Raw genomic sequence first — 23,896 nt, 5'->3', positions numbered from 1 at the left:
TCTCCCTGCGCGATCCGGGGCCCATAACGAAAAAAAGGCGCACCATTGCTGGCGCGCCTTTTCGTAATTTATGTCTAAGAAAACTTAGTTCAGTGAACCGTCGATACTTTTGCATGCCTCAACGAGACCTTTAACTGCAGAAACAGAGCTGTCGAACATTGCCTGCTCGTCTTTGTTCATGGAGATCTCAACAACTTTCTCAACGCCACCGGCGCCAATCACTGTTGGGACACCCACATAAAAGCCGTTTAGGCCATAAGCACCGTCAACATAGGCTGCACATGGCAGGACGCGCTTTTGGTCTTTCAGGTATGCTTCGGCCATTTCGATGGCTGAGGTTGCAGGTGCGTAGAACGCGGAACCTGTTTTCAACAGGCCAACAATCTCTGCGCCGCCATCACGTGTACGCTGAACGATTGCGTCCAGTTTCTCTTGTGTGGTCCAGCCCATTTTCACCAGGTCAGGGAGCGGGATGCCCGCAACTGTTGAGTAGCGCGTCAATGGAACCATTGTATCGCCGTGACCACCCAAAACAAATGCAGTCACGTCACGCATGGAAACGTTGAACTCATCAGCAAGGAAGTGGCGGAAGCGTGCCGAATCAAGAACACCCGCCATGCCGCATACTTTTTCATGTGGCAGACCAGAGAATTCGCGCAGTGCCCAAACCATCGCATCAAGCGGGTTTGTGATACAGATAACAAATGCGTTTGGCGCATGGGCAGCGATGCCTTCGCCTACGGATTTCATAACCTTGAGGTTGATGCCCAACAGATCATCACGTGACATGCCCGGCTTGCGTGCAACACCAGCTGTAACGATACATACATCTGCGCCAGCGATATCAGCGTAATCCGACGTGCCAGACATGGCAGCATCAAAACCCTCGGACGGGCCGGATTCTGCAATATCAAGGGCCTTACCCTGCGGCAGACCATCGGCGATGTCGAACATAACAACGTCGCCCAATTCTTTGACAGCCGCGAGGTGAGCAAGTGTGCCACCGATGTTACCCGCGCCGATCAGCGCAATTTTGGCTCGTGCCATTTTGCAGTACTCCATGAGGTTTGCGTTGGCGGCGGCATAAACCCTCCGAGGCATTCTTGCAAGTTGGAGTTCAACATGAGCTGGACCAATAGGCTCTCTTCCCACCACATTCTCCCATGTTCACGTATCGTATGAAATCAATGTTACTTATATTTTTCAATATTTTAGTAGGATTTTAAAAATTGGTTTCACAGCTTCGACACCCTAGCGCAGAATAGATGCAACCAAACGTCGCCACGGCAGTGAAATCCGACAGATTACCTGACTTAACCGCAATCTCATGGGTTTTTTGTCATTTAGCGCTAATCAAAAACCGCCAAGAACGAAATCAACAGTTGGACCGCTTACCATTTCCTGTAGAGGTTTCGATTGTGAGGTAACTACAAGAGGCCATCATGCTTGATCTCGACCTATGGTTCTTCGCAATCGCTGGGCCAGCTGTACTATTCGCTGGAATTTCCAAAGGGGGGTTCGGCTCTGGTGCCGCTTTTGCTTCAGCTTCAGTGCTAGCACTGGTCGTTGACCCAGGATTGGCATTGGGCGTGATGCTTCCCTTGTTGATGCTTATCGATCTGGCCTCCCTCAAACCCTATTGGGGCCGTTGGCACCTACGCGAAACACTGCTGCTCATCGCAGGTGGACTACCTGGCGTGGCGCTAGGCGCCGCACTTTACTGTGTGGCATCCCCCGATTTTCTCAGGCTGATGATTGGTGCAGTGTCCGTTGGATTTGTAATTTGGCAAATAAGCTTAAAGCGCGGATGGCTCACAATTGGATCGCGCCCCATGTCAGATAGTGCTGGGGTATTCGCGGGTGTCGTGGCTGGTTTTACCAGTTTTGTAAGTCACGCGGGCGGCCCGCCAGCGGCTGTGTATCTTCTCTCGCGAAAGCTCAGCAAGACAGGGTATCAAGCCACATCAGTTCTGACATTCTGGGCGATCAACATCGCCAAATTCATCCCCTATGCATTTCTTGGGATGTTCACCTTAGAGACGGCAAAGGCCAACTTAGTTCTCGCCCCATTTGCGCTTGCGGGCACCTGGCTGGGGGTTCGCGCGCATCACGCTGTGCCGGAGCGCATATTCTTTGCGCTCACATATGTGTTTCTTACGATTACAGGTCTCAAACTCATCTGGGACGGGCTGACTTAACCCTAAGCGTCATTTCCTTTTGCAGGTAACGCCTCTGCAACTTCTTCAAAAGCCTGTCCTGACGCGACAAGGCACGTCACCCCCGTTGGCCGCGTCACAAGGATTGTCCAACTCCCAGTATCGTCGCTGGCAAATACTTCAACCATTGCGTTGTTTGACCCAATGCCTACCGATTGACGCGTTTCGCCGTACTTCTCGGCCAGCTTTTTGATAACCGAAGCACGTGGACCACAGTTTTGTTGGGCTTGTGCCTTGGCTGAGGTGGTCGTGGCCAAAAACAGGGCCGCCGCAGCCGTCAGCGCAACAAGGTGAAGGAATTTTGCAGTTCGTGTCATATCAGTGCCTTTCCAGTGGGGAGGCGTGGCATCCTATGCCACCGTTGATCCGTGCTGCTGCAGCGGCTTTCTTTGGGTTCCGGCAACAAGACCAGTCTGCCAATCAAACATCTGCAACTTGGAACAATCCTGCCCCAAGCGACCTGAAAACGGGGTTAACGGTGCGTTCGCTACTTGCCGCAACAGATCTTTTGCTGCGCTGCGGCACGATTGCGCTTGATGTTTACGGCCAAAAATGCCCCTCTACGCGCAACAATATTACGTCATCAAATAATTCAGGATCTTCTCATGCCCTCTATCTCCCGCCCATTGCGTTCCGTCCTCTACATTCCCGGTTCCAAACCCCGTGCGCTGGATAAGGCCCGCGGCCTACCAACGGACGCGATAATTTTTGATCTCGAAGATGCTGTGATTCCTGAGGAGAAAATTGCTGCACGCGTGACGCTCGCAGAGGCTTTGGCAACAGGCGGTTATGGCAGCCGTATGAAGATCATCCGCATCAACGGGCTGGACACCGAATGGGGCGCTGATGATGCAAAGGCCGCCAAAGAAATGGGCGCTGATGCGATTCTGTTGCCTAAGGTCAACTCGCCGGCGGATCTCGACGCGCTTGCCGCTATTGTGGGTGATGTCCCGTTGTGGGCCATGATGGAGACACCTTTAGGTATGCTGAATGCTGCAGCGATTGCCGCACACAAACAGTTGCAGGGCATGGTCATGGGCACAAACGATCTGGCCAAAGACCTTCAAACACGCTTTCGCGCTGACCGCCTACCGCTGATGGCTGGACTAGGATTATGTGTCTTGGCAGGTAAAGCACACGGCATTGCCCTAATTGATGGTGTCTACAACGCATTTAAAGACGACGAAGGGCTGCGTATTGAGTCTGATCAGGGCCGCGACATGGGTTTTGACGGTAAAACGCTGATCCACCCTTCCCAGCTTGATGTGGCAAATGAGGCATTCTCCCCGTCAGAGGCCGAGATCGAAGTCGCACGTCGCCAGATCGCCGCATTTGAGGAATGTGAAGCCACCGGTCAGGGCGTTGCAGTAGTTGATGGCAAGATCGTTGAGAATCTACATGTTGCAACTGCGCGTGAAACACTGGCAAAACTTGAGGCTATTGAAGCACTCAGCGCGGAGTAACCCATGGCCCTACTAATAATCGGCGTCGTTCTTTGGACGGCAGCACATTACTTCACACGACTTATGCCAGATCAGCGTGTTGCATTGGGGAAACCCGGTAAAGGGATCGTAGCGGTGGCTATCGTTGCGTCTCTTATCTTAATGATCATCGGGTACCGCATGGCTGCGTTTATTCCTGTTTGGTCGCCCCCGACCTTTCTAACAGGCATTAACAACCTTGCCATGCTGCTTGCACTTTGGGTTTATGGATCCAGTGCTGCCAAAGGGGCCAAGGCATGGCCAGCCTATATGCTGCGCCACCCACAGCTGGTGGCAGTTAAAATATGGGCTGCTGCGCACCTGCTGGTAAACGGCGATCTCGCATCCATTATTCTGTTTGGAGGCATTCTTGCTTGGGCCGTTGGCTCAGTCATCTTGATCAACCGCGCGGAACCAGATTGGGTTGCCCCTGAACCAGCAGGACAAAAAACCTACATCCGCCTTGCCGTCATCACACTGGTCATGTTCACCGTCATCAGCCTCATTCACCTTGCGCTAGGCGTTTCGCCTTTCTCCTGAACTCACGGATAACATCATGAAACTATACCGTTTCCTGTCGGAGGAAGACACCTCCGCGTTTTGTCACAAAGTCACTGAAGCCCTCAACAATGGGTGGGAGCTATATGGCTCTCCTACGCAGACATGGGATCACGCAGCGGGAATTATGCGCTGCGGCCAATCCGTGATGAAGGAAGTTGAGGGCACCTACACACCTGAAACAAAACTGGGAGCACATTAGCATGGCCACAAAAACAAACGCTGGTCGCTTCTTTGAAGATTACTCCGTTGGTCAGGTTCTCACCCACGCTGTGCCGCGCACAGTCAAGATGGGTGAGCGCGCACTTTATCACATGTTATATCCAGCACGCCACGCGCTCTACTCCTCTGATCAGTTCGCTCAGGACTGTGGCCTACCGTTCAGCCCGCTGGACGACATGATCGCATTCCACGTGATATTTGGGAAAACTGTGCCCGACGTCTCATTGAACGCTGTCGCAAACCTTGGCTATGCCCAAGGCCGTTGGCTGTTGCCTGTCTGGCCCGGCGATACGCTGCGTAGCCAATCCGAAGTGATCGGCGTAAAGCAAAACTCCAACGGAAAAACTGGCGTTGTTTATGTCCGTACAACAGGTCTGAACCAGCACGACGAAGCAGTCATGGAATATGTCCGTTGGGTTATGGTGCGCAAACGCGATGTAGACGCTCCTGCCCCGGAAACGGTTGTGCCTGAACTGCCCAAAGCGATTGCGGCCTCTGATCTGGTCATCCCCAAAGGTCTCGATTTTTCCAACTACAACTTTGATCTCGCGGGGGAGCCCCATCGCTGGGGCGACTACGACATTGGCGAAAAGATCGACCACGTTGACGGCGTGACCATTGAAGAAGCCGAACACATGATGGCCACGCGCCTGTGGCAGAACACGGCCAAGGTCCACTTTGACACATCCGCCCGTCCAGATGGCAGCCGTCTGATCTATGGTGGCCACGTTATCTCAATGGCGCGCGCACTGTCCTTCAACGGATTGGCCAACGCGCAGATGGTTGTTGGTTTGAACGGGGGTGCACACGCAAACCCCTGCCTGTCGGGCGATACCATTCGCGCATGGTCAGAAGTGATCGACAAAGCCGAAACACCCGCCCCGGGTGTTAGCGCGATCCGCCTGCGCCTTGTCGCAACAAAAGGCGGCACCCCGTTCGAATTGCGCGGTGAAGACGGTAAATACCTCCCCACTGTTCTGCTCGATCTAGATTACTGGGCATTGATCCCAACATGAGGGCAATCGTTACACTCCTCGCACTGGCCGCAACCCCAGTTCAAAGCGAGGAGGCAACGGATTCCTTTGTTGAGGCCAATCTGCTCTCTATTTTCTATCACGAACTTGGCCACGCCCTGATCGACGTGATGCACCTTCCTGTCTTCGGGCAGGAAGAAGATGCCGCTGACACTGCTTCCATTTTGCTCATTGATTCCACCTTTGAAAATGAAACCGCGATTGAAATCGCCTACGATGCTGCATTGGGGTTTCAGGCCGAAGCTGGCGAAACCGCCAATGACATTGCGTGGTCAGATGTACATGGCCCCGATCTGCAAAGGTTCTACAATCTTGTCTGTCTGTTTTATGGAGCTGACCCTGACAATCGCGATGATTTTGCTGATGACATGAACCTGCCCACCGATCGCGCAGAAGGTTGCGAGGATGAATTCAATCTCGCAAACGATAGTTGGGGACCGGTTTTTGACGAAATCACAGCCCATGGTGGTGGTAAAAGCCTGACCTACTCCAGTTCAGTTGATAATTTTACAGCCAATATTATCAGCGCCGAAGTTAAAGCCCTGAATGCTCAGCTTCAGCTCCCCTCAGACATCAAAGTGTCTGTCGAATCTTGCGGCGAGGCCAACGCCTTTTATGACCCACAGGACCAAAGCATCGTTATTTGCACCGAATTTGAAACACATCTGCGTGATATTTCTCCAGCGTTTCGTTGATTCTCACCATATTTTCACCCCTGCACCTTCCTCAAAATTCATTTTGTGATCACACACTTTTATCGTGTGATCACAAATGTCGCTTTTCAGTGGATTAATTCTACTACCTGCGAAATGCTGTTCAGGAAATATTACGTAACTAGCGTATAACACGCATGATCAGAACCAAAGACGGGACCGTTTCGATATGAACATCCACGAATACCAAGCTAAAGCCCTCCTACGTAGCTACGGCGCACCAGTCTCCGATGGACGCGTTGTACTCAAGGCAGAAGATGCCAAAGCAGCCGCCAGCGAACTTGACGGGCCACTGTGGGTCGTAAAAGCGCAAATCCACGCAGGTGGACGCGGCAAAGGTAAATTTAAAGAAGCCGACGCTGGTGACGCGGGCGGTGTACGCCTGACCAAATCTGTGGCCGAAGCCGCAGAAGAAACCAAAAAAATGTTGGGCCGCACGTTGGTCACACACCAAACGGGTCCGGCTGGCAAACAGGTCAACCGCGTCTACATCGAAGACGGCTCCGGCATCGAGACAGAATTGTACCTCGCCCTGCTTGTGGATCGTGAAACATCTCGCGTTGGTTTCGTTTGTTCCACCGAAGGTGGCATGGACATCGAGGAAGTCGCTGCGAACACACCTGAGAAAATCATCAACTTCTCCGTTGATCCAGCAACTGGTTTCCAAGCATTCCACGGCCGCCGCATCGCATTTACGCTGGGCCTGCAAGGCAAAGCAGTCAAGCAGTGCGTTAACCTGATGGGTCTGCTCTACAAAGCCTTCATCGAGCGCGACATGGAAATGTTGGAAATCAACCCGCTGATCGTAACCGACAGTGGCGATCTGAAAGTACTCGACGCAAAAGTCTCCTTTGACGGCAACGCAATGTACCGTCAGGCCGAAGTGGCTGAACTGCGTGACGAAACCGAAGAAGACAGCAAAGAGCTAGAGGCGTCCAAATACGACCTCAACTACATCGCTCTGGATGGTGAAATCGGCTGTATGGTGAACGGCGCTGGCCTCGCGATGGCGACAATGGACATCATCAAACTTTATGGCGCCGAGCCTGCAAACTTCCTCGACGTTGGTGGCGGCGCTACCAAAGAGAAAGTTACCGAAGCGTTCAAAATCATCACGTCTGACCCACAGGTCAAAGGCATCTTGGTGAACATCTTTGGTGGCATCATGCGCTGTGACGTTATCGCAGAGGGTGTTGTAGCAGCCGTAAAAGAAGTTGGCCTAAAGGTTCCGCTTGTTGTGCGCCTTGAGGGTACAAACGTTGCAGAAGGCAAAGCCATCATCAACAACTCCGGCTTAGACGTGATTGCCGCCGACAACCTGAAAGATGGTGCGCAGAAAATCGTGAAAGCGGTTAAGGGCTGAGGGAATGGCACTGATCGCGAAAATTGATCCACCTTTGAGCATCGACTCTGATGGGGTCGCGCTGATACATGCGCGACCTTACAAGCAGGCCGATATTCAAGCTGGAGAAGAAATTTTCGTTTGGACCTCTGAACAATCTGGAGGGCATGGACTGGCAGCATATGGCATAGTTCAAGCCTCCAGAATTGAGAGTTTTGCCAATAAAAGTGGACAGGGCGAACACAAGGAACTGGTGCTTGATCTAAAGATCACCGCCAGCGCACCCCAAAGTGCCATGAACATCGAGCAACTCGCCTCGAACCGTGACAGCGAAGACGCTGCGCCCGAGGCTCCGCTTGGTAAGGCCCTGTACAAACATGCACTCAACAAAATCACCTCGATAGAATCCGAAACCGCTGATTTTATCAGGTCACACTTCAAGGAAAAATAAGATGGCCATACTCATCGACGAAAACACCAAAGTAATCTGTCAGGGCCTCACGGGTTCACAGGGTACTTTCCACACAGAACAAGCAATTGCATACGGCACCAAAATGGTTGGCGGCGTAACGCCTGGCAAAGGTGGCCAGTCCCATCTCGACCTGCCCGTGTTCAACTCTGTCCACGAAGCAAAGCACGTGACCGAGGCGAACGCTTCTGTGATTTACGTACCGCCCCCCTTTGCTGCGGATTCAATCCTTGAGGCCATTGATGCCGAAATGGAACTGATCATCTGTATCACCGAAGGTATTCCGGTTCTGGACATGATGCGCGTACAGCGTGCGTTGGACGGCTCCAAATCCCGTTTGATCGGCCCCAACTGTCCCGGCGTCATCACACCGGATGCATGCAAAATCGGCATCATGCCCGGACATATCCACAAGCGCGGCTCTTGCGGTGTTGTATCGCGCTCCGGCACGTTGACCTATGAAGCGGTAAAGCAGACAACCGATCTGGGCCTTGGCCAATCCTCTGCCGTCGGTATCGGTGGCGATCCGATCAAGGGTTCAGAGCATATCGATATCCTTGAGATGTTCCTCGCCGATCCAGAAACAACATCCATCATCATGATCGGTGAAATCGGCGGTTCCGCCGAAGAAGAAGCGGCCCAGTTCCTTGCAGACGAGCGCAAAAAAGGCCGCTGGAAACCAACTGCGGGCTTCATCGCGGGCCGCACAGCCCCTCCAGGCCGCCGCATGGGCCACGCAGGCGCGATTGTTGCTGGCGGCAAAGGCGACGCAGAAAGCAAAATCAACGCCATGCGCGAAGCAGGTATTGTTGTTGCTGATAGCCCTGCGACGCTTGGTGAAGCAGTGCAAGAAGCGATCAGCAAGGGCTAATGCAGCTAAGGAAATACATAAACAACGAAGGTATCCCCCGTCCGTGTGACCGGATGGGGGATACCAAGCGGCATTGCTGCTCAGGAGATCCATGATGGGTCTTTCCGTTGTCTATATCGCATTCCTATTCACGCTCACTTTATGGATCGTTCGAAATCCCCGAGCAATCCGGCTTCAGCCCATCTTACTGATTTCGTTTTCACCCTTTGCGATAGGCACGCTCGCATATTTCATTCTGCCAGCCTACTGGGAGGCAACGCTTGGTCCACTCAAGGGAATTAGCGATGATGGTAGAGGCTTTGGTGGTGCCCTGATTTTTTTGGTCACCTTTCCCACCACTCTTATTCTGAATTTAGTGCTTTACGCAGCGCGCATAACTGATCCTGCCAATCCAAACGAGGTAGACCAATGACTGACCATCCCGCCAACGACCAATTCCACGCCTCTTCCTTCATGCAAGGCCACAATGCCGAGTATTTAGAGCAGATGTATGCCCGCTATGCCAATGACCCCAATGCGGTCGATGCAGCATGGCAGGAGTTCTTCAAAGCGCTCGGCGATGCAGAAAATGATGTAAAGGCAGAGGCGACAGGCCCTTCCTGGGCGCGCAGCGACTGGCCTCCCATGCCCGGCGACGACCTAACGGCAGCACTCACAGGCGAATGGCCGGTTGAAGCAAAAGCCGCAGGCGGCAAGATTGCCAAGCAAGCCGCTGCAAAGGGCGTAGAAATCACTGACGATCAAATCCAGCGCGCCGTTTTGGACAGCATACGTGCGTTGATGATCATCCGCGCGTATCGCATCCGTGGCCACCTCGCTGCTGACCTTGATCCGCTTGGCATGCGCGAAATCAACAACCACCCCGAACTCGACGCAAAATCATACGGCTTTACCGATGCCGATATGGATCGTCCGATCTTTATCGACAACGTGCTTGGCCTGCAGATCGCAACCATGCGTCAGATCACCGACATCCTGAAAGCCACCTATTGCGGCACTTTTGCGTTGCAGTACATGCACATCTCCAACCCTCAAGAAGCCGCATGGCTGAAGGAACGGATTGAGGGCTACGGCAAGGAAATCCAGTTCACCAAGCAGGGCCGCAAGGCGATCCTGAACAAACTGGTCGAGGCCGAAGGTTTTGAGAAATTCCTGCACGTCAAATACATGGGCACAAAACGTTTTGGTCTTGATGGCGGCGAAAGCCTGATCCCCGCGATGGAGCAGATCATCAAACGTGGCGGCAATCTGGGTGTGCGTGATGTCGTTATCGGTATGCCGCACCGTGGCCGTTTATCCGTGCTGGCCAACGTGATGCAAAAGCCCTACCGCGCGATCTTTAACGAATTTCAAGGTGGCAGTTTCAAGCCCGAAGATGTCGATGGTTCAGGCGATGTGAAATATCACCTCGGGGCCTCCTCGGACCGCGAATTTGACGGCAACACAGTGCACCTGTCACTGACCGCCAACCCCTCGCACCTAGAGGCCGTGAACCCTGTTGTTATCGGCAAGGTTCGCGCCAAGCAGGATCAGTTGGGCGACAAAGATCGCATCGCCGTCATGCCAATCTTGCTTCACGGTGATGCCGCGTTTGCGGGCCAAGGCGTAGTGGCAGAATGTTTTGCCCTGTCCGGCTTGCGAGGTCACAAAACTGGCGGCACGATGCACATCGTTGTGAATAACCAGATCGGCTTTACCACCGCACCGCACTTCTCGCGCTCATCCCCCTACCCCACTGACAATGCGCTGGTTGTTGAGGCACCAATCTTCCACGTGAATGGTGATGATCCAGAGGCCGTTGTTCATGCCGCGCGCGTCGCAACCGAATTCCGCCAAAAGTTCCACAAAGACGTGGTCATTGACCTCATCTGCTACCGCCGCTTTGGTCACAATGAAGGGGATGAACCGATGTTCACAAACCCCGTCATGTACAAAAAGATCAAAAAGCAGAAAACCACGCTTACTCTCTATACCGACCGCTTGGTCAAGGACGGCCTCATCCCCGAGGGCGAGATCGAGGACATGAAAGCTGAGTTTCAGGCCAAGCTGAACAGTGAATTTGAGGCTGGTAAAGAATACCGCCCGAACAAAGCTGACTGGCTTGATGGTAAGTGGTCCCACCTGGACAAAAACAAAGACCAATATCAGCGTGGTGAAACGGCGATTGCGCCAGAAACTATGAAAGACGTTGGTACGGCCCTCAGTACTATTCCAGAAGGGTATCCGGTCCACAAAACGGTTGGCCGTCTAATGGATGCAAAGGCCAATATGCTCAAGAATGGCGAAGGTTTTGATTGGGCCACCGCCGAAGCGCTTGCGTTTGGTTCCTTGCTAACTGAGGGTTACAAAGTCCGCCTTTCTGGTCAGGACAGTACGCGCGGCACTTTCTCCCAACGCCACTCAGCCTTGATCAACCAAGATACTGAAGAACGGTATTACCCGCTCAACAATATCCGCAAAGGTCAGGCAGAATACGAAGTCATCGACTCGATGTTGTCAGAATACGCCGTACTGGGTTTTGAATATGGGTATTCGCTTGCAGAACCAAACGCACTGACCCTGTGGGAAGCGCAATTTGGGGACTTCGCCAACGGCGCACAAATCATGTTTGACCAATTCATCTCATCAGGTGAAAGCAAATGGCTGCGTATGTCTGGCCTCGTTTGCCTTATGCCGCATGGCTATGAAGGCCAAGGACCGGAACACTCCTCCGCACGTCTGGAACGTTTCTTGACCATGTGTGGCGGTGACAACTGGATCGTTGCCAACTGCACAACCCCGGCCAACTACTTTCACATCCTACGCCGCCAGCTACACCGCAGCTACCGCAAGCCGCTCATGTTGATGACCCCAAAGTCCTTGTTGCGCCACAAAATGGCAGTCAGCAAGACCGAAGAATTCACAACAGGTTCCAGCTTTCACCGTGTTCTTTGGGATGACGCCCAGCAGGGCAATTCCGATACCAAACTGGCTGCAGACAAAGATATCAAGCGCGTCGTGATGTGTTCAGGCAAGGTATACTATGACCTGCTTGAAGAACGTGATGCACGCGGTATCGAAGATGTCTACATCCTGCGTTTTGAACAGTTCTACCCCTTCCCCGCCCAATCCGCGGTGAAGGAACTTGAGCGATTTAAGAACGCCGAAATGGTCTGGTGTCAGGAAGAGCCCAAGAACCAAGGTGCATGGAGCTTTATCGAACCCAATATCGAATGGGTTCTGAGCCGCATCAAAGCAAAACACAACCGGCCCGACTATGCAGGCCGCGCCACCGCAGCATCGCCCGCAACTGGCCTTGCATCGCAACACAAAGCACAACAAGCAGCCCTCGTGAACGAAGCGCTGACAGTAAAAGGATCCTGAATCATGAGTAGTGAAGTCCGCGTGCCCACATTGGGCGAGTCCGTTACTGAAGCGACAGTAGCCACATGGTTCAAAAAGCCAGGTGATACCGTTGCTGTCGACGAAATGCTGTGCGAGCTGGAAACAGATAAGGTTACGGTCGAAGTTCCCAGTCCCATTGCTGGCACGTTGAACGAGATCGTCGCTGCCGAAGGCGAGACCGTAGGCGTTGATGCCCTTCTGGCAACTGTCTCCGAAGGGGCGGCTGCAACCCCTGCTGCGGCAAAAGATGCCAGCCCAGCCGCACAACCTGCAGCGGCCGAAGCGAGTGCATCTGTTGATGTGATGGTTCCAACTTTGGGCGAGTCTGTGACAGAAGCAACCGTCAGCACATGGTTCAAGAAAGTTGGCGATACCGTCGCACAGGACGAAATGCTTTGTGAGCTGGAAACCGACAAAGTATCAGTCGAAGTCCCTAGCCCCGCCGCAGGTACTCTGACTGCGATTGTAGCCGAAGAAGGCGCAACTGTGGATGCCTCGGCCAAACTGGCGGTGATTACATCAGGTGCAGGCGCGGCAGTTGCAAAACCTGCTGCAGCACCTGCCGCGCCAGCGGCAGCACCTACTGGCAAGGACATCGAAGATGCCCCATCCGCCAAAAAGGCAATGGCCGAAGCAGGCTTGAACCGTGATCAGGTTACAGGCTCTGGCCGTGACGGTCGCGTTATGAAAGACGATGTGGCCAAGGCGCTTGCCGCTGGCAATGCCGCCGCAGCTCCGGCACCTGCCGCCGCTGCACCGCGTGCCGCTTCCAGCGCCGATGACGCCTCCCGCGAAGAACGGGTGAAAATGACCCGTCTGCGCCAAACCATTGCCCGTCGCCTGAAAGAAAGCCAGAACACGGCTGCCATGCTCACCACCTACAACGAGGTCGACATGACCGAGGTGATGTCCTTGCGCAATGAATACAAAGACCTGTTCCTCAAGAAACACGGCGTAAAACTTGGCTTTATGTCCTTCTTTACCAAGGCGTGTGTTCATGCGTTGCGCGAAGTACCAGAGGTCAACGCCGAGATCGACGGCACCGATGTTGTCTACAAAAAATTCGTTCACATGGGCATCGCAGCTGGTACGCCTACAGGCCTTGTTGTGCCGGTTATCCGTGACGCGGATGCGATGGGCTTTGCAGACATCGAAAAAGCAATCGCCGAAAAAGGCACCCGTGCGCGTGACGGCAAACTGTCTATGGCGGAAATGCAGGGCGGCACCTTCACCATCTCAAACGGTGGTGTCTACGGCTCGCTTATGTCCTCACCCATCCTGAATCCACCACAGTCCGGCATCCTTGGCATGCACAAAATCCAAGACCGTCCCATGGCGATCAATGGCCAAGTTGTCATCCGCCCGATGATGTACCTCGCCCTCAGCTATGATCACCGTATCGTAGACGGCAAAGGTGCCGTGACCTTCCTTGTGCGCGTGAAAGAAGCACTTGAAGATCCACGCCGTCTGTTGATGGATTTATAATCTAGAAAATGAACGCCACAAAACCAAAGGCGGGAGCAGAGCGTTTGCAAGACGCGGAACCAACAAAATGGAAAGCAAGAAAAATGCTCTTCGGTTGGCTTCCCGGCTTGTGCTTTGCACCTTTGGGGTTGCTCATCTTGTGGGCCACGAATGACTGGGACACAACAATCCTACTGTGGGCTGGCTTGACCTTCCTGCCTGCCGGTTTGATTACATTCGGAGCATGTCTTTGGTCAGCGCGCCCGCGCGGCGGCAGAGCTGTTGTTTGGCTTGGCACGGTCCTCGCCGTTATCGTGAGCGCATGCCTTTTCTTCATCGGGTTTCTAACGATTGTGTCCTTACCAGTGGGGATCGTTGGGCTGATTTGTTGTTTCGGAGTGGGGCATGCGCTGGACAAGGAAAAACACATTAAAAAATCAACCCATGCAGTTTGACCAATTCTTTTGAAGGGCCCAACATGCCTCAAAGCAAAACCATGTCCTCCACGTTTACCACACTGCGACCCCTTAACATTTCTCCAAGATTAGAAAGCTCGAAACATGCAACTGATCGCCCACTATGAAGTCACCGATTTCACTGCATGGCAAACCGCCTTCATGGCCGATGACGAAGCGCGTCGCGATGCGGGCCTCAGCGTGTTGCAAATCTGGCGCGACGCCGACAGCACAACACATGCTTTTGCTCTCCTGTCCGTCAACGACCGATCCCGGGCCGAAACGTGGATCACTCGCTCAAACGCACTCAACTCGGATGACGCCTCAACCGTCACTCACGCCAGTCATTTTTTCATCGAAACAGCGTAATTGCCACAGCGCTTGCCTGCTACAATATTTATCAAGGAGACTCTCATGTCTGACTATGACGTCATCATCATCGGCTCCGGCCCCGGCGGCTATGTCGCGGCCATCCGTTGCGCCCAATTGGGCCTGAAAACTGCCTGCGTCGAGGGCCGTGAAACATTGGGCGGCACCTGCTTGAACGTGGGCTGTATCCCGTCAAAGGCGCTGCTTCATTCGTCGCACATGCTGCACGAAGCCGAGCATAACTTTGCCGAGATGGGACTAAAGGGCAAAAGCCCGTCCGTCGATTGGCCACAAATGCTCAAGTACAAGCAGTCCACCGTTGACACCAATACCAAGGGTATCGAATTCTTGTTCAAAAAGAACAAGGTAGACTGGATCAAAGGCTGGGCAACCATCCCTGAAGCTGGCAAAGTTACAGTCGGTGACGACACCCACACCGCCAAGAACATTATCATCGCAACAGGCTCCGAGCCTGCCCCTTTGGGCGGTGTTGAAGTTGACGAAAAAATCGTTGTCAGCTCAACTGGTGCGCTTGAACTGGGCAAAGTTCCCAAAAAGATGATCGTCATTGGCGCTGGTGTGATCGGGCTTGAGCTTGGCTCGGTCTACGCCCGTCTTGGTGCCGAAGTGACCGTGATTGAATTCCTTGATCATGTCACCCCTGGCATGGATGCCGAGGTGAGCAAGAACCTCCAAAGATTATTGAAAAAACAAGGCCTTAAGTTCGTTATGGGTGCAGCCGTCCAGAAAACGGAAACCAGCAAGTCAAAAGCCAAAGTCACCTACAAGCTGCGCAAAGACGACAGTGAGCATGTGATTGACGCTGACACTGTTCTGCTCTCCACAGGCCGCCGTCCGTTTGTTGATGGACTTGGCCTTGAGGCCTTGAATGTTGCCATGACCGATCGCGGTCAGATCGCTGTGAATGGTACATGGGAAACATCCGTCAAAGGCATCTACGCCATCGGTGACGTCATCGAGGGCCCTATGCTAGCGCATAAAGCCGAAGACGAAGGCATGGCAGCCGCCGAGACAATCGCAGGCCAGCACGGCCACGTGAACTACTCCCTCATCCCCGGAGTGATCTACACCCACCCCGAAGTGGCAAATGTAGGTGAAACCGAAGAAACGCTGAAAGCAGCTGGTCGTGCATATAAAGTTGGTAAGTTCAGCTTTATGGGCAACGCCCGTGCCAAAGCGAACTTTTCCGGCGACGGGTTTGTAAAACTGATCGCTGACAAAGAGACCGACCGCATTTTGGGCTGTCACATCATTGGGCCATCAGCAGGTGATCTGATCCATGAAGTCTGCGTTGCAATGGAATTTGGTGCGTCTGCTCAAGACTTGGCAATGACCTGCCATGCGCACCCGACGTTCTCGGAAGCTGTACGTGAAGCAGCACTGGCCTGTGGTGACGGCGCGATCCACATGTAAATTACTGCGCGCGGCCTACCACATGGTTTTGGCCGCGCGCGGCGCCCACGCTGCATCGTACTCTGCGCCGCCCTCATCCCCTTCCGACACTTCCGCCAAAATTTGACCAACAGTAGGAAGCCCATCACTCAGGTCAGCTCCGGCCCATGTTTTTGCGCGCATCAATGCGCGTGCACATTGGCTATAAATCTCTACTATCTCGATGATAATGACAGTTGCAGGCTGGCGGCTCTTTTTCTCAAACCGTGCCCGCAGGTCTTTATCCGCGGTCACCCAAGCAGTGCCATTCACCCGCACTACATTGTTTGATCCTGGAACAATAAACAGGCAAGATATGCGCCCGTCTTCTACGATATTGCGCAGCGTATCCAAACGTTGGTTTCCGCGCCAATCAGGCAGGGCAAGTCTGTGTTGATCAAGTTCCAGAACAACGGGGCCGTCATCACCGCGCGGGCTGCCATCAGTGCCCTCTGCTCCCACAGTACTCAGGATGCAAAGCTGAGAGGCAATGATCCATTTGCGATAGAGTGGTGTCAGATGGTTCGCGACTTTGCGTAGGGATGCAGCACCTGGTGTGCCGTACAACGCCTCAAGTTCGGGGATGTTATCAATCTTGTCCATAAAGATGTGCCAGTCCTGTTTCTTCCAACAAAGCATCCGAAGCAGTCTCGATCCGTCTCTCTAGCTCTGCCACAAACGCGTTACGTTCCATCCCTGTCGCAATGTGGGGTAAGAACTCAACCACTGCCACACCTGGCCGGCGATACAATCCCCGACGCGGCCAGAATACACCCGCATTAGTAGCAACCGGATAGCACGGCTGCTCTAACTGTTCATACAGCACTGCTGTCCCCACCTTATAGGGCATTTTAGTGCCGGGAGGAGAGCGCGTGCCCTGAGGGTAGATCACCAATTGACCGGGTTCACGTTGTCCCGCTTCAACGTCCGCAAGCATCTTTGTGATCGCAGCACCCCGTTTACCACGATCTACAAATACCATCTGCATCTTGGTCGCATATTGCCCCAAAACCGGAGACCAGCGCAGTTGGTTCTTCATCACAAATTTGGCCGAAGGCAACGCATGGAAGATCAGCAAGATATCGAGAAACGACTGGTGTTTGGAAGGGACAATTGCTGCCATGTCAGGTGGTGTTCCGCGCACTTCACAGCGCAAGTTAATCATCCAACCTGCGGACCAAATCACCCAGCCAGCATAGGCATGGCATGCTGAATAAGCTCCGCGTTTTGATACCATTGCCCACGGCGCCCAGATCAGGCCAATCAACGGCAGCATCACTGTTGCTTGTATGATAAACAGGACCGATCGGATCCATTGCAATATGTTCATGACAACCCTTCCAACGTTCGTTTTGCGGCCATACGTGTTGCAGCAAACGCCACAGCAGCTGCCAACGGTGGGATCAAAAGAGGCAGCAACCAATGCAGCCCCTGAAACCCCAGTCCTGTGAGGAAACTAGCGGCATCATCGCCCCCGCTCGGCAAAAATATGACTGCAATCATCCCCAGCACCATCCCTACAGCCGCGCCAATCAACGCACGCAAGGTGAACCGACGGATAAATGCATGCGCGATGTAATCGTCTTTAGCCCCAACAAGTCGCAAAACCGCAATCAATTGCGCATTCGCAGCCAGCGCCGCATTCGCGGCAAGCGTCACCATAGCAGCCGTAACTGCAGCTATCAGGATGATCGCGGCCCATCCCAACAGGCGCAATCTACTCGCAGCTTTGACCAACGGTGCGCGCCATCTGCTGTGGTCATCCAATACCGCCCCCGGGACTTCGGCGGCCAACCTTAGGCGTAACCCTGCGGCATCCATGCCCTCTGAGGTTTCGATCACCTCGATCAGACGTGGTACAGGCAATGCTGCCAGTTCAAGACCTTCGCCAAACCACGGCGCCAATAGTGCGGCTTGCTCATCGTCACTTAAGGCGCGGGCCTGCGCGATACCGCGTGTGGTTTCAAGGATACGTAGCGCCGCTTCCGTTTGGGCCTGTCGCTGATCAGAGGGTGCTGCGATGCGGATGGTAGCTGAACGCGCAAGTTCCTCGCCCCAGCGTTCAGCCAACCTTCCCGAAGCAAGGGACAAAGCAAGTGCAAACACCGCGAGAAATGCCATCGCGCCGGCAGCAAATAATATCAGTTGCGCGGTAAATCCCGATGGTGGCACAACACGGTCAGCCTGCGCATCAGAATGAAACGCGCGACGAATATTCTCCAACGCGCCTCTCACAAGTCAGCTCCGGCCAGCTGAATCCGGCGATTGGCAATGCGTAAAACCCGGGCCTGCACATGGGCCTTGGTTGCGCGAATAAGGCTAAGGTCGTGGGTGGCGATCAGCACGGTTTTTCCCATGCGGTTTAGCTCAATCAAAAGACGCAACAACCGTTGGGACATTTCCCAATCTACATTGCCTGTGGGTTCATCAGCCAATATCACATCCGGCGACATAATCACCGCACGGGCCAATGCCGCGCGTTGCCGCTCACCTCCTGATAATTCTGCCGGCAGTGCATTTGCGCGCTCCGTAAGGCCGACCCAATGCAACAAATCGCCCAAATCCTCGCCAGCGGCTTCGCTACTACGGCCAGACACATGTAGCGGCAATGCAATATTTTCGCTGACGGGTAAGTGATCCAAGAACTGACAATCTTGATGCACCACCCCGACGCGGCGGCGCAGTTGGGCCACGTCATCGCGGGTCAACGCCCGCACATCCGTATCAAACAACCGTACATGACCCGCCGTCGGCAATAACGCGCCGTAACATAACTTCATCAAGGTCGTTTTCCCTGAGCCAGATGGGCCGGTCAAAAAATGGAATGACCCCGGCGCAAGCTTCAATGAGATGTCAGACAACAACTCCCCACCGCTATAGCTATAAGCTACGTTTTCCAGCTCAATCACTGTCTGCCCCTATCAGTTAGCCTGTTGTGCCTGAGCATCGCTTGACTTTCAATCCGTCCCCAACACCCGAATGCACCAGATTACACCTTTTCGTTAAGGGGCTTACCTCTTATGCTAGTGTTAATGAGTAGTAAACAGGTCAAAGACCGATGTTTCGGGGCACAAAATGAGACTAATCTGTCCAAATTGCGATGCACAATATGAAGTGCCTGATGATGTCATGCCCACGGCAGGTCGTGATGTTCAATGCTCGAACTGTGGTCAAACATGGTTTCAACATCACCCCGATCATACACCCAATGACGACATTGCCGCGTCAGATGATCATGCCCCAGACGAGGAAACGGCGCCACCACCCCCTCCTCCTCCGCCAGCAGAACCCGAGCGGAAACAGCTTGATCCTGCGGTAGCAGACATTCTACGCCAAGAGGCCGAAGCCGAACAAGCCGCACGTCGGACGGCCCAGTCTGGTGGACTGGAAAGCCAACCAGACCTCGGCATGGACCTTGAAGATACAAGCCCCGAAGATGATACAGATCGCCGTGCCCGCGAAGCACGTGAACGGATGGCGCGCCTACGCGGCAACGATTCTACTGAAATTCAAGCTGCAGGTGGTAGTGGTGCCGTTACCGACACCACATCAGCCGCACTAGGGTCTCGCCGTGATCTGCTACCCGACATTGACGAAATCAATTCAACCCTGCGCTCAGGGAGCGCGCGAAGCGGTTCAGGGGCCGCCGACGTTGAGCCCGAAATCGAGGCGCCCACACGCCAGCGGAAACGCCGTGGCTTTAGAACGGGTTTCCTCACTGTCTTGTTGATCTTTATTGTTCTGGCAGCGGTCTACGTGCTTGCGCCGCGTCTGGCCGATGCCGTTCCTGCTCTCAAAGCACCGCTTCAAAGCTATGTGTCCATAGTTGATCAAGGGCGCGGCTGGCTTGATATCAAGTTGCAGTCGATGCTGAAATCTCTCGATTCAGCGGCTGAAGAAAGCAGATAATCAAACGGCGGATAGGTTTTAGAACCGATCCAACAACCTATTAAGATAGTCGCGTTCCACTTCGGGGCGCGACGTATTTCTTGAGCGACGGCGGATTTCATCTATCAATTCACGCGCACGGCCATAGACATCTCCGTCGGAATCGATCCGCCTGCCGCCTTCATTCGGTCCATCGGTTCCGTCGGGTTGACCACGGCCCAGCGGATCACGGTTATTTGCTTCCCGTTCGCTTCGCTGTGTGCCTTGGCCCGGTTGCTGGTTACGTTCATCTTCCGCCAGCGCCTCACCAAGGGAATGCATGCTGTCACGCAGGGCGTCCATCGCTTGGGACTGATTATCGATCGCTTCTGCCAAATCGCCATCCCGTAGGTTTTGTTCGGCTTGATCCATCGCCTCGCCTGCACGGCCTAATGCATCGCGCGCCGCATCTCCCTCTGGCGTTCCAGCGCCCGGCATCTGGCCTTCTTGGCGGTTCAGCTCGTCGCGTAGTTGTTGCTGGCGCTGTGCAAGACTTTCCTCTTGGCCTTGACCCTGCCCGTGACTCTCGCCTTGGCGCTGATCCCCACCGCCGCCTTGTTCACCATCTTGCTGCCCTTCGCCTTGGCCTTGACCCTCGTGGCTTTCACCGCGGCCCTGACCACCATTGCGGCCCTCATTGCCTTGGCTTTCCCCCGCCTGAGCATTTGGATTGAACTGTTCTTGCAGATCACGAAAGGCCTGGTCACTTAATCCTTGTTGCTCGCGAAGCGTATCCGCAAGGCCTTCCATCGCCTGCTCACCCGGAGATTTCCCACCTTCACCGGGTTGGCCTTCGGTGACCTGCATGTTCTCCATCATCTCTTGGAGCTCTTTGAGCGCTTGTTCGGCCTCGGCCATCCGGCCTTGCTCCATCAGCTCTTGGATATGGTCCATCATACGCTGCAGGTCATCCTGCGTCATTTCGATCGTCTCGCCTTGTTCTCTGTCACCAGGGTCCTGTTGATTACGGCGCTCAGCCTGCTCGCGCTGCAATTGTTGCATGAAATCTTCGGTTGCGCGGCGCAACTCTTGCATCAGCTCTGCAATCTCTTCCTCGGACGCACCATTCTTCATGGCCTCGTTCAGGCGCTCTTGGGCGCGGCGCATCCGCTCACGGGCATCATCCAGATCACCTTCTTCCAGCTCAAGCGCAAGATCCCACATGTCTTGGGCCAGATCATTCTGGTTTTCCTCGTTCATCCCGAAACGCGCGTGTGTTTCAATCCGACCAATCAGCTTGTGCAAACGTAGTGCCGTTGTTTCTGAGCGAAAAGCGTCCTGCGGCAGATAGCTAACCGCACGCAATACCTGTGCTGTGCGGCGGGCATTTGTCCGAGCCCATAAAATATCGCGGCGCATTTCGATTACAGCGGCCGCCACCGGATCAAAGAACCGCCGTCCCGGCAATGTCATTTGCATCGGCGCGGTCTGGGCCTCCTGCTCAGCTGCATCTAGCGCTGTCATCGCAATCGTTACAGGCAAGTTCGCCCATGGGTGCTGCGAAAAATCGTCTATCAGGTTTTCCTCAAACGCACTGCGCCCACCAGCAATCGGCATCGGCAGCGGGATTGTGATCTCTGGTCGTGCATCTGGCTCAGACATAAGGCCATAACGCCGCTCAACAGATGCCAGTTCAAGTTTAATCCGCGCTTCGCCAGCTTCCACGCCGTAGTCGTCTTTGGCCGCAAACGGCAGACGCATCTCACCCAATGCGGCAACTTCGGGTTTGCCAAGGATCGTAATTTCCGGTGCCTCGTCAGCCCGAACCGTTACATCCCACGCGCGCGCACTTGGCCCATCCACAGTGATACTGCCACTCTGGGTGACCTTAAAATCGAACGCCATTTGCGGTGGGGCATCGGGATCAGTCTGGGCAACCTTGCCAGATACCCCCTCCGAAACCTCCAGCGCGCCAACTTCGCCGTATAGCCGCATGGTAATCAATGTGCCCGCAGGCAGCTCAAGCGGTCCCTCAGCCAAATCGTTAAGATACAACGTTGGTTTGCCAGTATAACGGGGCGGTTCGGCCCAACCTTCCCAAACAGGGCCAGACGCCAAGCCTGTGTTTCCACCAGCGGCCATTTGCGCAACCGTTCCAACACGCCAAACCGATCCGAACAGCAAGGCAACAGCAAAAGCTAAAACGGCAACCAGCCTAAACGCAAATGGATCACGTGAAGACACGCGGTAATCGCCCGCAACTGCGCTGGCTGCGGCAGCCCGCTGCGCCATCCGGCGCTTGTGCGCGCGCCAAACTGCGGCGGATGCCTCATCTTGACCACCAATGGCCTGATCGTCCAATAACGCGGTTAGTGGGCGGCCTGCCAAGCTGTTATCAAGGCGTTCCATTGCATCCGCCTGTGTTGGCCACATCCAACGCCGAACGGCATACACGACCGCCCAAAGCCCTGCTCCAACCGTCAAACCGACAACGGACCAAAGTGCCTCAATCGGGATAATTTCATGCAGCCCCATCATCGCAGCGGCAAGGGCTAGCAAGATGATCGTGAGCAACGGCCAAAAGGCCCGAACAGCCAGTTCGGCAACCATCCCCAAACGTGTCAGCCGCAATGGCCGACGCAAACCGATCAACGTGCGACGCAGATCATTCGGGGTGAATTGAACCATAGCGACCTCTCAAAGGCGGGCTCAGGTCGCGGGATGCGCCTCAAGCCATTCAGGGATGGTATCGCGATTTATCATTTCGTCAAAGGTTGGACGTCGGCGGATAACCGCAAATTGATCGCCGTGCACCAGAACTTCGGGGATAAGGGCCCGCGAATTATACTCACTAGACATTACCGCGCCATATGCGCCCGCACTGCGGAACGCCACAAGGTCGTCTGCGGCCATCGCCACCATGTTGCGCTGCTTGGCAAAGGTATCACCAGATTCGCAAACGGGGCCGACAATGTCATAAGGTTGTTTCTCGGCTCCGGCTGCAGCTTCTTGCACGGGAATGATATCGTGATGCGCCTCGTACATGGCGGGGCGGATCAGATCGTTCATTGCACCATCAAGGATGAGAAAATCACGCCCCTCACCGGATTTAACATAGATTACTTTGCTGATCATCAGGCCTGCATTGCCCGCAATCAAACGACCCGGTTCGATCTCGATCTCGCATTCCAGATGCCCAAGGGTACGTTTCACCATTGCGCCATATTCCGCAGGCAGTGGAGGCGCTTCGTTACTGGTCTCGTAGGGGATGCCAAGGCCGCCACCCAGATCAAGACGCGTGATCGTATGACCATCTTCGCGCAGCTGCTCCGTCAATTCTGCGACCTTTAGGTAGGCTTGCTCAAATGGCGCGAGATCGGTCAATTGCGAACCGATGTGCACATCGATCCCGATCACGTTAAGGCCGGGCATCGCAGCCGCCATCGCGTAAACATCCCGCGCGCGGGCAATTGGAATACCGAATTTGTTTTCGGATTTTCCTGTCGCGATTTTGGCGTGGGTTTTGGCGTCTACATCCGGATTAACGCGAATGGTGATCGGCGCCACTTTGCCAAGCTCCAGCGCCACTGCGTTAAGCACTTCCATCTCGGGTTCGCTTTCGACGTTAAACTGGCGAATGCCACCTTCAAGCGCCACGCGAATTTCTTCCCCCGTTTTGCCAACGCCAGAAAACACAATTTTGTCCCCTGAAACACCGGCAGCACGGGCGCGCAGATATTCACCTTGGGACACCACATCCATACCCGCACCCGCCTGCGCTAACGTGCGCAAAACCGCCTGATTGGAGTTGGCCTTCATGGCATAACAGACCAAGTGCTCCATGCCTTCCAACGCCTCGTCAAACGCCTGAAAATGGCGCAATAACGTCGCGGTTGAATAGACATAAAACGGCGTGCCAACAGTTGCTGCGATTTCAGACACGGGAACATCTTCGGCAAACAATGTGCCGTCGCGATACAGGAAGTGATCCATTCGTAG

Annotated in this window: 23 protein-coding genes; 15 read left to right on the top strand and 8 right to left on the bottom strand. The window is 54.2% G+C overall.

What is annotated here, in order from left to right; all coding sequences use genetic code 11:
* Positions 1-84 precede the first annotated feature (84 nt).
* Complete coding sequence (gene mdh / locus V7775_RS18010) at positions 85-1,047, bottom strand: malate dehydrogenase (protein ID WP_335753308.1); 963 nt, start codon at positions 1,045-1,047, stop codon at positions 85-87.
* 395 nt (positions 1,048-1,442) lie between these two features.
* Here mdh and V7775_RS18005 point away from each other — a divergent pair, with 395 nt between their 5' ends.
* Entirely contained in the window at positions 1,443-2,198 is a 756-nt protein-coding gene (locus V7775_RS18005; RefSeq protein WP_335753307.1) for a sulfite exporter TauE/SafE family protein, read from the top strand.
* A 2-nt stretch (positions 2,199-2,200) separates the two neighbouring features.
* Here the strand turns inward: V7775_RS18005 and V7775_RS18000 are convergent, their stop codons facing one another.
* Positions 2,201-2,533: a hypothetical protein gene (locus V7775_RS18000; protein ID WP_335753306.1), complete on the bottom strand. Its 333-nt coding sequence runs from the start codon at positions 2,531-2,533 to the stop codon at positions 2,201-2,203.
* Positions 2,534-2,821: 288 nt separating this feature from the next.
* On the opposite strand from V7775_RS18000, the gene V7775_RS17995 reads away from it, so the two are divergent.
* The 13 genes from V7775_RS17995 (at position 2,822) to lpdA (ending at position 16,012) form a co-directional block, all read left to right on the top strand.
* Positions 2,822-3,679, top strand: a complete 858-nt coding sequence (locus tag V7775_RS17995; RefSeq protein ID WP_335753305.1) for an HpcH/HpaI aldolase/citrate lyase family protein — start codon at positions 2,822-2,824, stop codon at positions 3,677-3,679.
* A 3-nt stretch (positions 3,680-3,682) separates the two neighbouring features.
* Positions 3,683-4,237, top strand: coding sequence for an NnrU family protein (locus V7775_RS17990; protein ID WP_335753304.1), 555 nt, complete (start codon positions 3,683-3,685; stop codon positions 4,235-4,237).
* 16 nt (positions 4,238-4,253) lie between these two features.
* Positions 4,254-4,457 carry a DUF1737 domain-containing protein gene (locus V7775_RS17985; protein WP_335753303.1) on the top strand — a complete coding sequence of 68 codons (204 nt, stop codon included), beginning with the start codon at positions 4,254-4,256 and terminating at the stop codon, positions 4,455-4,457.
* Between the two features lies 1 nt (position 4,458).
* Positions 4,459-5,493, top strand: coding sequence for a MaoC family dehydratase (locus tag V7775_RS17980; RefSeq protein ID WP_335753302.1), 1,035 nt, complete (start codon positions 4,459-4,461; stop codon positions 5,491-5,493).
* A complete protein-coding gene (locus V7775_RS17975) occupies positions 5,490-6,206 on the top strand; it encodes a DUF4344 domain-containing metallopeptidase (RefSeq protein ID WP_335753301.1) in 717 nt (238 codons plus the stop codon). The genes V7775_RS17980 and V7775_RS17975 overlap by 4 nt, the downstream gene beginning before the upstream one ends.
* Before the next feature lie 187 nt (positions 6,207-6,393).
* On the top strand, positions 6,394-7,587 hold the full coding sequence (sucC, locus tag V7775_RS17970; protein ID WP_335753300.1) for an ADP-forming succinate--CoA ligase subunit beta: 1,194 nt from the start codon (positions 6,394-6,396) through the stop codon (positions 7,585-7,587).
* A gap of 4 nt (positions 7,588-7,591) precedes the next feature.
* Positions 7,592-8,017, top strand: a complete 426-nt coding sequence (locus V7775_RS17965) for a hypothetical protein (protein WP_335753299.1) — start codon at positions 7,592-7,594, stop codon at positions 8,015-8,017.
* A 1-nt stretch (position 8,018) separates the two neighbouring features.
* Complete coding sequence (sucD, locus tag V7775_RS17960) at positions 8,019-8,906, top strand: succinate--CoA ligase subunit alpha (protein WP_335753298.1); 888 nt, start codon at positions 8,019-8,021, stop codon at positions 8,904-8,906.
* Positions 8,907-9,314: 408 nt separating this feature from the next.
* Positions 9,315-12,269 (top strand): 2-oxoglutarate dehydrogenase E1 component, encoded by a 2,955-nt coding sequence (locus V7775_RS17955; RefSeq protein WP_335753297.1) that lies wholly within the window; start codon positions 9,315-9,317, stop codon positions 12,267-12,269.
* Between the two features lie 3 nt (positions 12,270-12,272).
* The gene (odhB, locus tag V7775_RS17950; protein WP_335753296.1) at positions 12,273-13,775 is read left to right on the top strand and encodes a 2-oxoglutarate dehydrogenase complex dihydrolipoyllysine-residue succinyltransferase; all 1,503 of its coding nucleotides are present in this window, start codon (positions 12,273-12,275) and stop codon (positions 13,773-13,775) included.
* An 8-nt stretch (positions 13,776-13,783) separates the two neighbouring features.
* A complete protein-coding gene (locus V7775_RS17945; protein WP_335753295.1) occupies positions 13,784-14,209 on the top strand; it encodes a hypothetical protein in 426 nt (141 codons plus the stop codon).
* Between the two features lie 105 nt (positions 14,210-14,314).
* Positions 14,315-14,578 carry a hypothetical protein gene (locus V7775_RS17940; protein WP_335753294.1) on the top strand — a complete coding sequence of 88 codons (264 nt, stop codon included), beginning with the start codon at positions 14,315-14,317 and terminating at the stop codon, positions 14,576-14,578.
* 45 nt (positions 14,579-14,623) lie between these two features.
* On the top strand, positions 14,624-16,012 hold the full coding sequence (gene lpdA / locus V7775_RS17935) for a dihydrolipoyl dehydrogenase (protein WP_335753293.1): 1,389 nt from the start codon (positions 14,624-14,626) through the stop codon (positions 16,010-16,012).
* A gap of 15 nt (positions 16,013-16,027) precedes the next feature.
* Here the strand turns inward: lpdA and V7775_RS17930 are convergent, their stop codons facing one another.
* From V7775_RS17930 to V7775_RS17915, 4 genes are read right to left on the bottom strand one after another with little or no spacing between them, the layout of a single operon-like run.
* Positions 16,028-16,633 carry an MSMEG_1061 family FMN-dependent PPOX-type flavoprotein gene (locus tag V7775_RS17930; RefSeq protein ID WP_335753292.1) on the bottom strand — a complete coding sequence of 202 codons (606 nt, stop codon included), beginning with the start codon at positions 16,631-16,633 and terminating at the stop codon, positions 16,028-16,030.
* Positions 16,620-17,360 (bottom strand): lysophospholipid acyltransferase family protein, encoded by a 741-nt coding sequence (locus V7775_RS17925; protein WP_335753291.1) that lies wholly within the window; start codon positions 17,358-17,360, stop codon positions 16,620-16,622. The genes V7775_RS17930 and V7775_RS17925 overlap by 14 nt, the downstream gene beginning before the upstream one ends.
* The gene (locus tag V7775_RS17920) at positions 17,357-18,265 is read right to left on the bottom strand and encodes a cell division protein FtsX (RefSeq protein ID WP_335753290.1); all 909 of its coding nucleotides are present in this window, start codon (positions 18,263-18,265) and stop codon (positions 17,357-17,359) included. The genes V7775_RS17925 and V7775_RS17920 overlap by 4 nt, the downstream gene beginning before the upstream one ends.
* Positions 18,262-18,939 (bottom strand): cell division ATP-binding protein FtsE, encoded by a 678-nt coding sequence (locus V7775_RS17915; protein ID WP_335753289.1) that lies wholly within the window; start codon positions 18,937-18,939, stop codon positions 18,262-18,264. The genes V7775_RS17920 and V7775_RS17915 overlap by 4 nt, the downstream gene beginning before the upstream one ends.
* A 166-nt stretch (positions 18,940-19,105) precedes the next feature.
* Between V7775_RS17915 and V7775_RS17910 the strand changes: the two genes are divergently transcribed.
* Positions 19,106-19,939 carry a zinc-ribbon domain-containing protein gene (locus tag V7775_RS17910; protein ID WP_335753288.1) on the top strand — a complete coding sequence of 278 codons (834 nt, stop codon included), beginning with the start codon at positions 19,106-19,108 and terminating at the stop codon, positions 19,937-19,939.
* Positions 19,940-19,957: 18 nt separating this feature from the next.
* Here V7775_RS17910 and V7775_RS17905 read toward each other — a convergent pair whose 3' ends face one another.
* Positions 19,958-22,585, bottom strand: a complete 2,628-nt coding sequence (locus tag V7775_RS17905) for a TIGR02302 family protein (RefSeq protein ID WP_335753287.1) — start codon at positions 22,583-22,585, stop codon at positions 19,958-19,960.
* 21 nt (positions 22,586-22,606) lie between these two features.
* Positions 22,607-23,890, bottom strand: a complete 1,284-nt coding sequence (lysA, locus tag V7775_RS17900; protein WP_335753286.1) for a diaminopimelate decarboxylase — start codon at positions 23,888-23,890, stop codon at positions 22,607-22,609.
* Positions 23,891-23,896 lie beyond the last annotated feature (6 nt).

Source organism: Sulfitobacter sp. (genome assembly GCF_036960155.1).
In the GTDB taxonomy this organism is placed as follows: domain Bacteria; phylum Pseudomonadota; class Alphaproteobacteria; order Rhodobacterales; family Rhodobacteraceae; genus Sulfitobacter.
This window is presented reverse-complemented; position numbering and strand designations above follow the sequence as displayed.